At 37.5% G+C, this 14,940-nt stretch carries 15 protein-coding genes; 14 read left to right on the forward strand and 1 reads right to left on the reverse strand.

Annotated features, from left to right (window positions below; all coding sequences use genetic code 11):
• Positions 1–106 precede the first annotated feature (106 nt).
• Positions 107–1,042 (forward strand): aldo/keto reductase, encoded by a 936-nt coding sequence (locus tag ACFQRG_RS01195; RefSeq protein ID WP_380962804.1) that lies wholly within the window; start codon positions 107–109, stop codon positions 1,040–1,042.
• A 134-nt stretch (positions 1,043–1,176) separates the two neighbouring features.
• Here ACFQRG_RS01195 and trxA read toward each other — a convergent pair whose 3' ends face one another.
• Positions 1,177–1,500 carry a thioredoxin gene (trxA, locus tag ACFQRG_RS01200; RefSeq protein ID WP_380962806.1) on the reverse strand — a complete coding sequence of 108 codons (324 nt, stop codon included), beginning with the start codon at positions 1,498–1,500 and terminating at the stop codon, positions 1,177–1,179.
• Positions 1,501–1,621: 121 nt separating this feature from the next.
• Here trxA and ACFQRG_RS01205 point away from each other — a divergent pair, with 121 nt between their 5' ends.
• The 13 genes from ACFQRG_RS01205 (at position 1,622) to ACFQRG_RS01265 (ending at position 14,592) form a co-directional block, all read left to right on the forward strand.
• On the forward strand, positions 1,622–2,533 hold the full coding sequence (locus tag ACFQRG_RS01205) for a LysR family transcriptional regulator (RefSeq protein ID WP_380962808.1): 912 nt from the start codon (positions 1,622–1,624) through the stop codon (positions 2,531–2,533).
• A gap of 270 nt (positions 2,534–2,803) precedes the next feature.
• Complete coding sequence (locus tag ACFQRG_RS01210; RefSeq protein WP_380962810.1) at positions 2,804–3,820, forward strand: LacI family DNA-binding transcriptional regulator; 1,017 nt, start codon at positions 2,804–2,806, stop codon at positions 3,818–3,820.
• A 191-nt stretch (positions 3,821–4,011) separates the two neighbouring features.
• Positions 4,012–4,869, forward strand: a complete 858-nt coding sequence (locus ACFQRG_RS01215; RefSeq protein ID WP_380962812.1) for a sugar phosphate isomerase/epimerase family protein — start codon at positions 4,012–4,014, stop codon at positions 4,867–4,869.
• A 35-nt stretch (positions 4,870–4,904) separates the two neighbouring features.
• Positions 4,905–6,032 carry a Gfo/Idh/MocA family protein gene (locus tag ACFQRG_RS01220; RefSeq protein WP_380963232.1) on the forward strand — a complete coding sequence of 376 codons (1,128 nt, stop codon included), beginning with the start codon at positions 4,905–4,907 and terminating at the stop codon, positions 6,030–6,032.
• 154 nt (positions 6,033–6,186) lie between these two features.
• The gene (locus ACFQRG_RS01225) at positions 6,187–7,557 is read left to right on the forward strand and encodes an MFS transporter (protein WP_380962814.1); all 1,371 of its coding nucleotides are present in this window, start codon (positions 6,187–6,189) and stop codon (positions 7,555–7,557) included.
• 58 nt (positions 7,558–7,615) lie between these two features.
• Positions 7,616–8,719 (forward strand): Gfo/Idh/MocA family protein, encoded by a 1,104-nt coding sequence (locus tag ACFQRG_RS01230; protein WP_380962816.1) that lies wholly within the window; start codon positions 7,616–7,618, stop codon positions 8,717–8,719.
• A gap of 350 nt (positions 8,720–9,069) precedes the next feature.
• Positions 9,070–10,038, forward strand: a complete 969-nt coding sequence (locus ACFQRG_RS01235; RefSeq protein WP_380962818.1) for a sugar phosphate isomerase/epimerase family protein — start codon at positions 9,070–9,072, stop codon at positions 10,036–10,038.
• Positions 10,039–10,172: 134 nt separating this feature from the next.
• Complete coding sequence (locus ACFQRG_RS01240; protein WP_380962820.1) at positions 10,173–11,039, forward strand: sugar phosphate isomerase/epimerase family protein; 867 nt, start codon at positions 10,173–10,175, stop codon at positions 11,037–11,039.
• 30 nt (positions 11,040–11,069) lie between these two features.
• Positions 11,070–11,441: a VOC family protein gene (locus tag ACFQRG_RS01245; RefSeq protein ID WP_380962822.1), complete on the forward strand. Its 372-nt coding sequence runs from the start codon at positions 11,070–11,072 to the stop codon at positions 11,439–11,441.
• 233 nt (positions 11,442–11,674) lie between these two features.
• On the forward strand, positions 11,675–12,664 hold the full coding sequence (locus ACFQRG_RS01250; RefSeq protein WP_380962824.1) for an ROK family glucokinase: 990 nt from the start codon (positions 11,675–11,677) through the stop codon (positions 12,662–12,664).
• 298 nt (positions 12,665–12,962) lie between these two features.
• Complete coding sequence (locus ACFQRG_RS01255; protein WP_380963234.1) at positions 12,963–13,556, forward strand: TetR/AcrR family transcriptional regulator; 594 nt, start codon at positions 12,963–12,965, stop codon at positions 13,554–13,556.
• A 100-nt stretch (positions 13,557–13,656) separates the two neighbouring features.
• A complete protein-coding gene (locus tag ACFQRG_RS01260) occupies positions 13,657–13,980 on the forward strand; it encodes a putative quinol monooxygenase (protein WP_380962826.1) in 324 nt (107 codons plus the stop codon).
• A gap of 69 nt (positions 13,981–14,049) precedes the next feature.
• Complete coding sequence (locus ACFQRG_RS01265; protein WP_380962828.1) at positions 14,050–14,592, forward strand: NADPH-dependent FMN reductase; 543 nt, start codon at positions 14,050–14,052, stop codon at positions 14,590–14,592.
• Positions 14,593–14,940: the final 348 nt, after the last annotated feature.

Genomic DNA, 14,940 nt, shown 5'->3' on the forward strand with positions numbered 1-14,940 from the left:
ATTAATAAATTTTCAATAAGAAATTACCAAGCTAACCATTTCCATCCCTTATAAATATTTTGTTAGAATAATAAATAAACTTAGCAAAAGGAGATGGTGAAATCAAATGGCGGAAAAAACACGTATAGGCAAATCAGATTTATATGTCAATCCGATTGGGTTGGGAACAAATGCTGTTGGAGGTCATAATCTTTATCCAAACTTAGACGAGGAAGCGGGTAAAGATTTAGTCCGTACAGCGTTAGATAACGGTATTAATCTTTTAGATACGGCTTTTATATACGGGCCAAAACGTTCCGAAGAATTAATCGGCGAAGTGCTTAAAGAAAGGGGCAACCGGCAAGAGGCGGTTATTGCAACAAAGGGCGCCCATAAATTTGTTGGAAACGAAGAGGTGTTTGATAATTCCCCTGCGTTCTTAAAGCAAGCGGTTGAAGACAGTTTAAAAAGACTGCAAACCGATTATATTGACTTATATTATATTCATTTTCCAGATGAAGATACGCCAAAGGATGAAGCGGTCGGCGCTTTAAAAGAACTAAAAGATGAAGGGAAAATCAGAGCGATCGGTGTCTCGAATTTTTCAATTGATCAATTAAAAGAAGCAAATAAAGATGGCTACGTCGATGTTTATCAAGGCGAATATAACTTTTTAGAGCGTGGTGCCGAGAAGGAACTGTTGCCGTATACAGCGGAGCATAACATTTCATTTGTGCCTTACTTTCCGCTGGCATCCGGATTATTAGCCGGCAAATATGATAAGAATGCAGTATTTAATGACTTACGTAAAGACTTGCCTTACTTCCAGAAAGAAGTTTTTGCCCAAAACTTAGAAAAAGTAGACCAGCTCCGTCAAATTGCAGAGGCGAAAAATGCAGAAGCGGCTCATGTCGTTCTCGCTTGGTATTTAACCCGTGATTCAATTGATGTATTAATCCCAGGGGCAAAGAGAGCGGAACAAGTCTTGAACAATTTAAAAACGCTTGATGTTCATTTAACTGATCAGGAGATTAAAGAAATTGACCGTATTTTTCAAGCTTAAAGCTTATTGATTCATAAGAGTAAAAGGATAAGGGTTTGGAGAGTGCCAACCCTTATCCTATTTAATTGGTTATAAATCATAAAACATTTATTTAAAGTTACGCCCAAAAAAACTCAATCTTATTAGCGGCTCTGCTAGGCTTCAATAAATTCACGATTCTTTAATATTTCTATTAACATCTCCTTCGGCTGAAATCCTGATATTCTCTCAACAAGCTGGCCTTCTTTAAAAAGCAATAATGCAGGAATTCCCAGCACCTGAAACTGACTAATAAACGCCTCATTGTCATCAGCATTAACTTTTAAAATTTTCACCGCATATTTTTGTTCAATTTCCTCAATAATTGGTTCCAGCATTCTGCAGGGACCGCACCAAGGCGCCCAGCAATCAACGACCACCGTTTTGCTTGTTTCTATTTCTTTAAGAATGTCTTTTCCATCTGCTTGTAATATACTCATGAATTTCTCACCTTTCTTTTGGTTTGACGTTAAATTTAGTATATGATGAGTTATAATATAAGTAAAATTAATGTTTTGAATTTTAAGCATAAGTAAAATCTAATGCTAAAAGGGGTATACAATGACGTTATTTCAATTAGAGGTTTTCTTAAAGGTAGTGGAAACGAAAAGTTTTACAAAAGCAGGAGAACAAATCGGCCTATCACAATCTGCAGTCAGTCAAGCTGTAGCAGCTTTAGAAAAGGACTTAAATGTAAAATTATTAAACCGGCATCGAAAAGGGGTTAGCTTGACAAAAGTCGGGGAAAGAATCACAAGCCTGATTAGTGATTTAATGGTTATAAAAACGAAAATTATAAATGAAGCGTCCGGTATTACAGAAATTGAAACGGGGACGATCAGAATTGGCAGTATTTCAAGCATGTCTGCCAAATTATTGCCGGGAATGATCGGCTCTTTTAAGAAAAGATTTCCGGGCGTTGAGGTTATTCTCTATGAAGGAAGTTATGAAGAAGTGAAGAATTGGATTAAATTATCGATCATTGATGCAGGTTTGGTTTTGGAAGAAACGCATCAATTTGAATTTATACCGCTTTTGCAAGACAAAATGGTCATTTTTTTGCCGGAAAAACATTCGCTTAACTCACAATCAGCTATACACTTAAAGGAAATCGCAAATGAACCTTTTATATTGCCAAAAGAATGTGACCGGATGCTGAGCGGGATTTTTAAGGCACAGGGAATATCACCAAATGTCCAATTTGAAGTGCGAGATATTGCTACAATCTTAGCAATGGTTCAAGAAGGTGTAGGTAATACGGTACTTCCAGAGATGGCCATTCCATCTCATCCATTAAAAGTCAGCGCTTCCTACTTAAGTCCGCAAGTATACCAGAACATAGGGCTTGTGGTCCGTTCAACTGATCATATCAGTCCTGTTGTTTCCGCCTTTATTCATGAGGCTCAAGAATTCACAAAAAATTTATCAATAAAATTATTTAACAGTTATCATTCTGTCATTGTAAAAAAATAATGATATAACTTTTATATTTGAAATAGTCTATTTAATCCTTGCTCTAAATAATTTCATCATTAATCTGATAGTTTTGCACTGGCCCTTTGGTTTTTAAAATTGGATTTCCTTATGAAAAGCATATGGTTTGGCTAAAAGATTAGAAATATTGTTTTGAGAAACTTTTAAAGGGTATTGACAGTACCTAAATAAGGTGATAACTTACTATTTAAATAGTCCTAAAATTCCCTCTAGTTCAATTTAATTATTTTCTAGTGTGAGGTTATATCTATGAGCAATCTGAAAGATGTTGCGAAATTGGCTAAAGTGTCAACAGCAACTGTATCACGCGTCCTTACCAATAAAGGCAATGTCACCGCTGAAAACAAAAGAAAGGTTATGGAAGCGGTTAAGGAATTAAATTATCATCCAAATATTTTAGGAAGACAGCTTCGCACAATGGAAACCAAAACTATTCTTGTTGTGGTTCCTGATATTACAAATACTTTTTTTTCAAATGTTTTGCGCGGAATAGAATCGATAGCTATGGAGAATGGCTATCAGGTCCTTTTAGGAGATACACAAAATCGTATTGAGTCAGAGTACTTTAACCATTTGTATTATAAAAAAGTTGATGGCGCTATTTTACTCACTGCCAGAACAGATCCTCAGGTACTAAACATGCTGTTTGAAAATTACCCCATTGTACTCGCTTGTGAATTTATAGAAGGAGCTGAAATTCCTACCATCAATATTGATAATATAAGCGGAGCGCAGCAAATGACGAATCATCTTATAAGCTTGGGGCATGAAAGAATAGCCCATATAACAGGACCGCTTGATGGTGTATTAGGAAGGGATCGACTAAAAGGCTATCGGAAAGCAATGGCTCACCGCCACTTAGAAACTCCGGATGAATTAATTGTGGAAGGTAATTTTTCTTTTGATTCTGGATATCACTTGATGGAAAAGCTATTAAACCTGAAAAACCCGCCAACCAGTGTTTTCGCTGCCAATGATGAAATGGCAATTGGAGCAATCAAATCTATTAAAGCGAATAATCTTTCCGTACCGGAAGATATTGCTGTTGTAGGTTTTGATGGTATTCAAATGTCCACAATAGTTGAACCGGCCTTGACAACTTTTTCACAGCCAACCTTTGAAATCGGCAGCAATGCTATGGAGCTGCTTATCTGTCTGCTAAGAAAAGAAAGACTTGAAGAAAAGCAAGTTATTCTTAATGGCCGGACAGTAATACGAGAGTCTTGCGGATATAGAATACAAGTAAACGATTACTTGAAAAATTAGCGGCAAAGTAAACGTTTACTTTCATACTAACTTAAAGTAATCGTTTACTTAAAAAAATAAATTAAACAAGATTTGTAAGTAAAGTAAACGATTACTTTTTAAGGGGGTGATAAATGCAGGTATGGGATTCATTAAAGATGCCAGTATTTAATTTGCGTGATTGATTACATAAAAACAAGGAGGTCATTTTAATGAGTTTGGAACTTGGATTACAACTTTATTCGGTAAGGGATGAACTGGAAAAAGATTTTGCAGGGACATTGGAGAAGGTTGCGGAGATAGGTTATAAGAATCTTGAATTTTTCACCCATGATGCTGATAAAGGTATGAAAATTGGCGGTATGACAGCAAGTGAGTTAAAAAAGGCACTCGACAAGTTTGGCTTGAATGCAGTTTCAATGCACGTTGGACCGCTTGATGATAAGAATTTAGAAGAAGCTATTGCGTACAATCTTGAAATCGGCAGCTCCGGCATTGGATATTCTATCGCCTTTTTTAATAATAAACAGGATGTTCTTAATCTGGCAAAAGAATTAAATAAATACGGTGAAAAATGTAAAGAAAATGGTATAGATCTTTATTACCATAACCATTTTCAAGAATTTAAAAAGTATGATGGAGAATATGCATTAGATATTTTGCTAGAAAACACTGATGAGAATTTGGTAAAAGTTGAATTTGATACTTACTGGGCAATAAGAGGCGGCATTGACCCAGTTAATTATTTGGAAAGGTTAGGAAAACGTTGTCATCTTGTTCACCAAAAAGACATGCCGGCAGAAATCTTAAATGTAAGTGCGTTTGATGTCATTAACGAAAATGAAGAAATTGGCTTTGAAGCATTCTCAAAAGTCTCAAAACCGGAATATTTCGCCGAAGTTGGAGAAGGTTCAATAGATATTAAATCTATTATTGAAACGGTCCAAAATATTGGCGCAGCAAAATACATTTTCGTTGAGCAAGATTTAACGACTAAAAATCAATTAGACAGCATTAAAATTAGCTGCCAATCTATGTCTCAACTTTTAGATGCTTATCAAATTAAATAATAATATTTTTAGGAGGTAGAAAATCTATGTCTGCTATGAATAAACTTAAAGCCGCTGTTATTGGATGCGGCGGGATAGCGTTTCAAAAACATTTACCTGCACTTTCCAAGTTAAAAGATAAAGTTAATTTAGCCGCATTTTGTGATGTAGTCGAAGAAAGAGCGGAAAATGCAGCAAAAGAATTCGGTAGTGAAGACGCCCAAGTATACTCGGATTACAAAGAATTGTTAAAAGACGATTCTATTGATGTGGTCCACGTTTGTACGCCAAATATCTCACATTCTGTCATAACGGTTGATGCTCTTGAAGCAGGTAAACATGTAATGTGCGAAAAACCAATGGCTATTAACTCAAAAGAAGCAAAAAAAATGTTGGATGCCGCAAAGCGTACAGGCAAAAAATTAACGATCGGTTATCAAAATCGATTTAGGAATGATTCTATAGCATTACATCAGGCTTGCGAAGCCGGTGATTTAGGTGATGTCTATTTTGCAAAGGCCCATGCGATTCGCCGCAGGGGCGTGCCGACTTGGGGTGTATTTATGGATAAAGAGAAGCAAGGCGGCGGCCCGCTGATTGATATAGGCACTCATGCATTGGATCTCACACTATGGCTAATGAACAATTATAAACCAAAGCTGGTTGCAGGGTCTGCTTTTCAAAAATTAAAAGATAAGCCTGAAGGTAATATATTCGGACCTTGGGATCCAGAGAAATACCAGGTTGAAGATTCAGCATTTGGCTACATTAAAATGGAAAATGGTGCAACGATTATGCTGGAATCGTCATGGGCTTTAAATATGCTCAATGGAAAAGAAGCACAAGTGACATTATGCGGCACAGAAGCTGGCGCTGAAATGTTTGGCGACGCGTGGAAAAACGAAGGCTACATTAAATTTAATACAACAAAATACGGTCAAATGGTGGAAGCAGAAACATCTGGCGGCGCAGGCGTTGCTTATTTTGAAGGAGAAGAAGCCGATGCAGGTTACTTGGAAGCTAACCAGTGGATTGACGCTGTTCTAGAAGATAAAGAACCGGTAGTGAAGCCTGAAGAGGCCTTTGTCGTTACGCAAATATTAGAGGCTATTTATCAATCTGCAGAAACAGGCAAAGCAATTGAAATTAATGAACAAGAGGGTATTCTTTCATTTACAAAATAATATACAGATGTGATTCGTGACTATAGACCTCTAAGAGATACCTGAAAATTGCCATCGGAAGGGGGGATAAAACCCCTTGCTGATGGAACCTTTCACTTTATTAAAATGATAGTTTAATGAAAAAACTTTTTATAAATAGGGAGAGGGTACGGTAATGGGGATTTTGAAAGCGGATACAGATACGGGTTTAAAATCGGACAAGTTAGGCCTTATGGAAAAGGTGAGTTTCGGTTTTGGGGATTTGGCGTCAAATTTTGTTTGGGGAATGATTTCAAGTTATCTGCTCTTTTTCTACACCAATGTTTTTGGTATCGCAGCGGCTGCTACCGGAACTTTATTTTTAATTACGAGAGTTTTAGATGCAGTTATTGATCCGTTTTTTGGAATTTTAATTGATCATACTAAAAGTAAGCATGGAAAGGCGAGGCCTTATTTGCTTTATTTAGCCATTCCATTAGGAGTTATAAGTATTTTAGCGTTTATCACTCCAAATTTTTCACCTGATGCGAAATTGGTATACGCATATGTCACTTTTTTGCTCCTGGGAATCGTGTATTCAGGTATTAACGTGCCCTATGGTGCATTACTCGCTATGATGACGAGGAATTCATATGAAAAAACACAATTAGGCGGTTTCAGAATGATGGGTTTGGGGTTAGGATCAACTTTGGTGGCAGCTTGCACAATGCCGTTAGTCAACTTTTTCGGGAACGGAAATCAGAAGATTGGCTTTCCAGTTACGATGGCGGTTTATTCTATTATAGGCGTTATTTTGTTTCTGCTTGTATTTAAGAATTGTAAGGAGAGATACTCAGGCCATAGTGTGCACGAAGATAAAGGAACTATCGGTAAATCGTTAATTAACATGCTTAAAAATCAGCCTTGGTTGATGATCGCCATTGGTTCAATCATACAATTCTTGAGAATAGGCGTGGTGTTTAGTGTTCTCATCTATTATGCAATGTATGTTCTCAAGCAGCCGGCGATGGGTCCAGTATTATTAACCTTAAGCAATGGAGGAAGTTTTATCGGCGGTGCGATCGCTTCCCCTATTTTAAAGCGGTTAGGAAATAGAAACGGGAGTATTATCGTATTATCAGCCACGACACTATTATTTGTTTTGCTAATCTTTTTAGAGAAGCAGCCGATTCTTTTTGCAGTGATACTCTTTATAGCTTTTATCTTAATTGGAGTGAGCGGTGCGGCAATCTATGCGATGTTAGCTGATACGGCCGATTATCAAGAATGGAAGTTTGGAAGAAGGACAGAAGGCTTGCTTTATTCTGTCTATAGCTTTGCCACTAAATTCGGAATTGCAATTGGTTCAGCCTTTGCTGCTTATGCATTAGGATGGGCGGGGTACGACCCGAAGGCCATTACAGGAACAGCCATAAACGCAATACGTGTTCTATTGTATGCTGGTGCAATTTTGTTCACCGTTGGCCAGATCATTACACTAATATTTTATAAGTTAGACAAACATCACGCACAAATCGTTAAAGAGTTAAATGAGAGGGTGCTTTAATTTTACATTTGGTGTTTGAATATTTTGAATGATTTAAACAGAAAGAGAGGCAATAAATATGAAAAAAATTAAAGTTGGTATTATTGGCTGCGGAAACATAAGCCCTATTTATTTCCAAGCAGGACAAAAATTTGACATTCTCGATATCGTTGCTTGTGCTGATTTGGATGTATCAGCGGCACAGGCAAGGGCGGAAGAATTTAATATTCCAAAAGCTTGTACGGTTGACGAACTTTTAGCAGATCCGGAAATTGAAATTGTAATCAATTTAACAATTCCAAGCGCTCATGCTGAAGTCCACCTAAAAGCTCTTGAAGCAGGTAAACATACTTATGGAGAAAAGCCATTAGCAATTGACCTAAACGACGCTGAAAAAATACTCGCTTTGGCAAAAGAAAAAGGATTGTTAGTTGGGACTGCTCCAGACACTTTTTTAGGAGGCGGTATCCAGACATGCCGGAAATTGATTGATGACGGCTGGATTGGCGAACCCATTGCGGCAACAGCTTTTATGATGTATCACGGTCCGGAAAGTTTCCATCCCAATCCGGGATTCTTATATCAAAAAGGTGCGGGACCAATGTTTGACATGGGACCCTACTATCTTACAGCACTGATTAATCTCATTGGTCCAATCCGTCGTCTAGCGGGTATGACTAAAACAACATTCCCCGAAAGATCGATAACAAATGATCTAAATTATGGAAAAACATTTTCGGTTACTACACCAACCCATGTTGCTGGTTTGTTAGACTTTGAAAATGGCGCTGTTGGAACTATTATTACAAGCTTTGATGTATGGGGAACTAAAACGCCTCATATCGAGATTCATGGAACAGCTGGATCATTGATTGTTCCAGATCCTAATACTTTTGGAGGCCCAGTTTACATCAAACGGGAGAATCAGGTTGACTTCGTTGAAATGCCGTTAACTCACGGTTTTACCGAAAACAGCCGGGGGCTTGGGGTATTAGATATGGCTTACGCTATTTTTAATAATCGGCCGCACCGGGCAAATGGAGAATTGGGTTATCATGTCTTAGAACTTATGCATGGATTTCATATTGCAAGTGATGAAGGAAAATATTATGACGTAAAAAGTTCTTGTGAAAAACCTGCCCCTCTTTCAATGGGTCTTCAAAAAAATGCATTAGATAGATAGTTTATCCCGGTGTAACCGTCCGTAAGACTCCCACCTCAAAACTTAAGTTTAAGCGCTGAAGTTTAGGAGGGAGATAACGGAGGTGCTCCTGCGCGATGAAATTCCAAAGAAGCTAAACAAGGCTCGTCGCAGTAATACTAAGATGTTTTAAAATAGCCATGCTCCTGCGCGACGAATTTTCAAAGAAGCTAAATCAAAGCTCGTCGCAAATTACAAGGAAGGTTATTCAAGCAGTAGCTTCGATAACACCCCGATTTGTTCAGCTAACCATCAGTGAGGGATGAACAATCTTCTACTAATGGAAGTTTCACTTTATAAATTGCAAGGGAAATGTAATGGAGGTTGTTAACATGAAATTAGGTGTATTTACAGTACTATTTGCAGAAAAGCCATTTGAAGAAATGTTAGATTATGTACAAAAAGCGGGATTAAATGCTGTTGAAATAGGAACCGGAGGTAATCCCGGCAATGCCCATTGTCCAATAGATGACTTGCTTGAAAGTAAAGAAAAAAGAAACGCTTATAAAAAAACTGTTGAATCAAGGGGATTGACAATCAGTGCATTCAGTTGCCACGCAAACCCAATCTCACCAGATTCAGCTTATGCCAAAGAATCGCATGAAACATTTGTAAAAACTATCAAACTGGCAGAAATGTTGGAAGTACCCGTTGTTAATTGTTTTTCTGGAACAGCCGGCGATCATGAAGGTGCAAAATACCCAAATTGGCCGGTTACGCCGTGGCCAAATGAATATAGTGAAGTATTAAAATGGCAATGGGAAGAGAAATTAATTCCGTATTGGAGAGAATGGGGCAAGTATGCAGAGGATCACAACGTTAAAATCGGACTTGAATTACATGGCGGATTTCTTGTTCATACACCGTATACCTTATTGAAACTAAGAGAAAAAACTTGCGAGGCCGTCGGGGCAAACTTTGATCCAAGCCATATGTGGTGGCAGGGCATTGATCCGGCTGCCGCTATCAAAATATTAGGAAAAGAAGGCGCCATTCACCATTTCCATGCCAAAGACACCTATATTGACCAAGACAATGTTAACATGTATGGCTTGACTGATATGCAACCATACGGAAACGTTCAAACAAGGGCTTGGACATTCCGATCAGTAGGCTGCGGCCACAGTTTGCAAGAATGGTCGGATATGATGAGCGCTTTAAGAACATACGGTTACGATTATGTTGTTAGTATTGAGCATGAAGATCCTCTTATGTCTGTAGAAGAAGGATTTAACCGGGCAGTAACTAATCTTCAATCCGTTTTAATTAGAGAAAAATCTTCTGGATTATGGTGGGTTTAAATAGGGAAATTTTTTATAAAGCCGTTGCTTTGCCTCGGGAAAAAAAGCCCGATAATAATCGGAAATATTGCTCTTTTATTTTAAAAAATTTGTGACAATAACGAAGCTGTATTTTACGAAAGGATGATGTTTCTATGGAATTAAAATTTGGTGTTCAGCTTTACTCGGTACGCCGCTCTTTACAGAAAGACCCATATGGTACTTTAGCTAAAATAGCAGAAGCCGGATTTAAATATGTAGAGGCTGCAAACCATCATGCAGACAAAGATGATGGCATTGGATTCGGAGTTCCTGCCAATAAGATGAAGGAAAGCCTCGATAGCTTAGGGATGTCTATCGTCGGTTGTCATATTAACCCATTAAACCTTGATCGCCTCCCTGCAGTTTTAGATTACCATGAGGCATTAGGCAATAAACAAATCGGATGTGACATAGAATTTTATCCATATAATGACATCGATTATGTATTACGGCGCTGTGAACTGTTTAACAAAGTAGGTGAAATGTGTAAAGAACGCGGTATGCGTTATTATTACCACAATCATTACCAAGAATTTCAAAAGTTTGGAGGTAAAACCGTTTACGAGATTATTATAGAAAACACAGATCCCTCTTTGGTATTTTTAGAAATGGATACTTATTGGATGACCCGCGGCGGGCAAGATCCGGTGCAAATGATTGAAAAGTACAAAGACCGGCTAATACTGCTTCATCAAAAGGATTTTCCGAAAAATGCTCCGCAACCTCTTGTTATGTTTGATGGGATAGTTGATATCGAAAAAGAGATTACCTTTAACACTTTTGAAGCAACAATAGATCCATTGTGTTTTACAGAAATTGGAACAGGTGTTCTCCCGATTCAAGATATCATTAATACCGCAAGAAATGCGTCAAATCTTGAGTGCATTCTTTTAGAACAAGATCATACACAATTAGATGAAATTGAGTCTATTAAAACAAGTATCAATGGATTTCGCAGTTTAGTGCATGAAGTTTTTTGATAATAAGATCGTGATATGGGAGAGAGTCTTTTGGAATATATCGGCGTGCACCACGTTTCATTAGTCGTGACGGAATTAGAACGTGCGAAACATTTTTACAGTAATATTCTCGGTTTTAATTTGATTAAAAGGCCAAATTTTGATACAGAAGGGGCATGGTATCAGATCGGCAATACACAGCTGCACTTAATTGTTTATCGAAAAGGAAAAACTTTTCGAGGTACGACTGATTTAGACCGGGATGACGGCCATTTCGCTGTTCAAGTTGAGGACATTGACGCTTTTATTAGACATATAAAGACACTTGGTGTTGAGTTATTGACTGTTTCGAATAAGGAAGCTGGCGGCGAGCGAGTGTATGTTAGTGATCCAGATGGTAACTTAATTGAATTTAAATCTTAGGGAAAGTGAAATAATAGGAAAGGATTATCTTATAAAATAGTTATTTTGCTTATACAGCGCATGTTTATGTCTTTAAATCTTTTTTTTACCTAAAGGTGTGAGAGACAATTCTCTCCGCCTTTAAACAAATTTATGGTTACATTTAATCCGGGGATTGATAAGAGGTTTGGGGAAACTAGATTGAATTTATGTAATATATTACTACAAATATCTTTTTACAAGGTGTGGAAAAGGTGAAAAAATTAATTGGAATAGATTTAGGCGGTACAACAACAAAGTTTGCTATTTTAACAGAAGAGGGTGTGATCCAACAAAAATGGAGTATTAAAACAGATATTCAAAATGAAGGTAAGAATATCGTACCAAATATTATTGCTTCAATTAATCATCGGTTAAAATTGAATGAACTCTCTGCGAATGATTTCTTAGGTATCGGAATGGGGTCTCCCGGAACCGTTGACCGTCAAACAGGGACCGTCATTGGAGCGTATAATTTAAATTGGCGTACATTACAGCCAGTAAAGGAACTCATTGAATATGGAACAGGTATCCCGTTTTATATTGAAAATGATGCCAATGTCGCGGCTTTAGGTGAGCGTTGGAAGGGCGCTGGTGAAGGTGGAAAAGATGTTGTCTTTATGACGCTTGGAACAGGTGTCGGCGGCGGTATTATTGCAGATGGAAATCTGCTTCATGGAAAAGTAGGAGCGGCTGGGGAAATTGGCCATTTGATTGTTGAACCAAATGGTTATCAGTGTACTTGCGGTAATCGCGGATGCCTTGAAACCGTAGCTAGTGCAACAGGTGTTGTCCATATAGCCCGGGATTTTTCTGAAAAATTTACCGGTAAGTCTGAATTAAAAAGGTTAATAGATGATGGCCAGGAAGTCACTTCTAAGGCAGTGTTTGATCAAGCAAAACAAGGAGATAAATTAGCTTTAACCGTATTAGATAAGCTATATTTCTATTTAGGACTGGCTTGCGGTAATATTGCAAACGTTCTTAACCCCGAAACAATCGTTATTGGCGGAGGAGTTTCAGCAGCAGGCGATATGTTGTTAAAAGGGGTAGAAGGATACTTCCATAAGTTTACCTTTCCTCAGGTAGGACAAAGTACGAAAGTAAAACTAGCTCAGTTGGGAAATGATGCAGGGGTTATTGGTGCTGCATCATTGGTTATGTATGAACATAGGGAAAGAAACATGTTTGGACATTCTTTGTGAAAGCCCCAGGCGGATTTAAAGTTGAAGTTCTTTGCAGACCAAAGGGAGTATAAGGAGTTTACAAGCTCTTTAATAAAATTGATATAGACAGTAAACCGATTCTTCTTTTGTTTAGGGAATCGGCTTTCTCGTTCTTATAATAAGGGTTATGTTAACTAACTCAAAAAAAATAAGGGAATTTATGTTCATTAATTTTTTACCTTTAAAATGAAATTGTTCTTGACAAATTTATAATAGCTGGAATAGAATGAAACAAATGACAGTCAGTACTGACATCCCGATTAGAAAGGAAAAGAGTATGAGTAACAGTAATAATTTAAGTAACGATGATAAGCTGATGTTGGCAGCAATCGATCTAATTGCAAAGAAAGGCTATAATGGTGTATCTACCCAAGAAATCGCTGCTGCAGCAGGTTTAAGCGAAAAGACACTTTTTCGTCGATTCGGAAGTAAGCAAAATCTTCTCGAAACAGCATTTGACCGTTTTCATTATTCCGAAGAGATGACAAAACTTTTTAACGAGGGGCAAATCGTTTGGGATTTACATTCAGACTTACAACTGATCAGTCGAACTTATCATGAAATTATGGAACGTAATCGGAAAATGATTATGATAAGTATCAAGGAGGAAGGCAATTTACCCGGGTTTCAAGAAAGAACACAAAAGCACCCTCGACAATTATTGGAATTTTTGACAAACTATTTTTCTTCTATGTATGAAAAAGGAAAACTGATTAGTACAAATCCAGAGCTGCAGGCTTTATCGTTTATGATGATGAATTTCGGAGCATTTATGAACAACTTAGATTCCGATGATAGCTTTCCAACCGTGTCCCTTGAGGCATTTATAATGGAAAGTGTGCAGACATTCACTAGGGCTTTAACACCCTAGTTTTTTACAAAACAAGGTATCAGTCAGTACTGACACCTGATTTATGTTTTGATTTAAAATTTAATAAGGAAAGTAATTTAACGCTAGGGGGGTTATTTAGATGAAATCAAGTAAATCAATCGTGTGGATTAATGTATTTACTGCAAAACCAGGCAAACTAGATGAATTGGTCGCTATCCAGGCTGAAGAACTGTACAGATTTAAGAGAGGATCTCAGAGTGTTCCTGGTTGGATTAGCAGTCGGTGGTATCGTTCAACCGATAATAACAAGGCAATTATGGTAACTACCTATGAAAGTATTGATTTTCATAAAAGTTGGTTAGAAAAAAGTGATTTTACTGAGCACTTTAACAAGATTAAACATCTAATTGAAGGGGTAGATGGTGGGTACTACACGTTGGTGGAAGACATTGAAAACTTGTAAAGCAATTTAATTATAACTTTATTATTTTAAACAAATTATTTGGTGAATCATTAACTAGGAGGGATTAAATTGGGAAAGTTAAATATTGGAATTATCTTAGGAAGCACACGTCAGGGACGCGTAAGTCCACAAGTAGGAATTTGGGTAAAAAAAATCGCTGATACACGAGGAGACGCAAATTATGAAATCGTCGATATAGCAGATTTTAAATTGCCATTTGTTGGGGAAGGGACTGGTAAAGAACCGGGATTAATAGCTTGGTCTGAAAAAATTTCAAGCTTAGATGGATTCGTGTTTATTGTACAAGAATATAATCATAGTATTACGGGTGCGTTAAAAAATGCACTTGATTCCGTTCGAGATGAATGGAACAACAAGGCGGCAGGGATCGTAAGTTATGGTTCAACTGGTGGAGCTCGTGCAGCTGAACATTTGCGTGGCATCTTAGGCGAATTACTAGTTGCAGACGTTCGCGTACATCCAGCATTATCAATATTTACAGACTTTGAAAATTTCACAACATTTAAGCCAGCTGATTTACACCTTACTAATGTCAATGCTATGTTAGATCAAACGATTGCATGGAGCGGTGCATTAAAAAATTTACGATAGATTTGATTGATTTCCTTTCCTAAGCATCCCAGACTTTTTAATGAAATTTTAGTCAGTCAGTGGTGACACCCTGACCAAACGGTGCACATCCGTTTGGTCTTTGCTTTCAAGTTTACAAGATAACCAACCTTTCTCAATCATTGAAGCACAATTGTCTGGACTATGAAATATCTCAATAAAAATTCAATACCTCAACAAGAAATCGCTAAGGAAAGCAAAGCAGGTAAAAGTACAATAAGCCGGCTATGTCAGCCGGAAGGACATGAACCAAGCATGAAAAATGCTCGTAAAATCATTAATACATGAAAAAGGATGATAAATCAATTGATTATAAAGATTTCTGGGATA

The organism is Scopulibacillus cellulosilyticus, from assembly GCF_042665295.1.
GTDB lineage: Bacteria > Bacillota > Bacilli > Bacillales > Sporolactobacillaceae > Scopulibacillus_A > Scopulibacillus_A cellulosilyticus.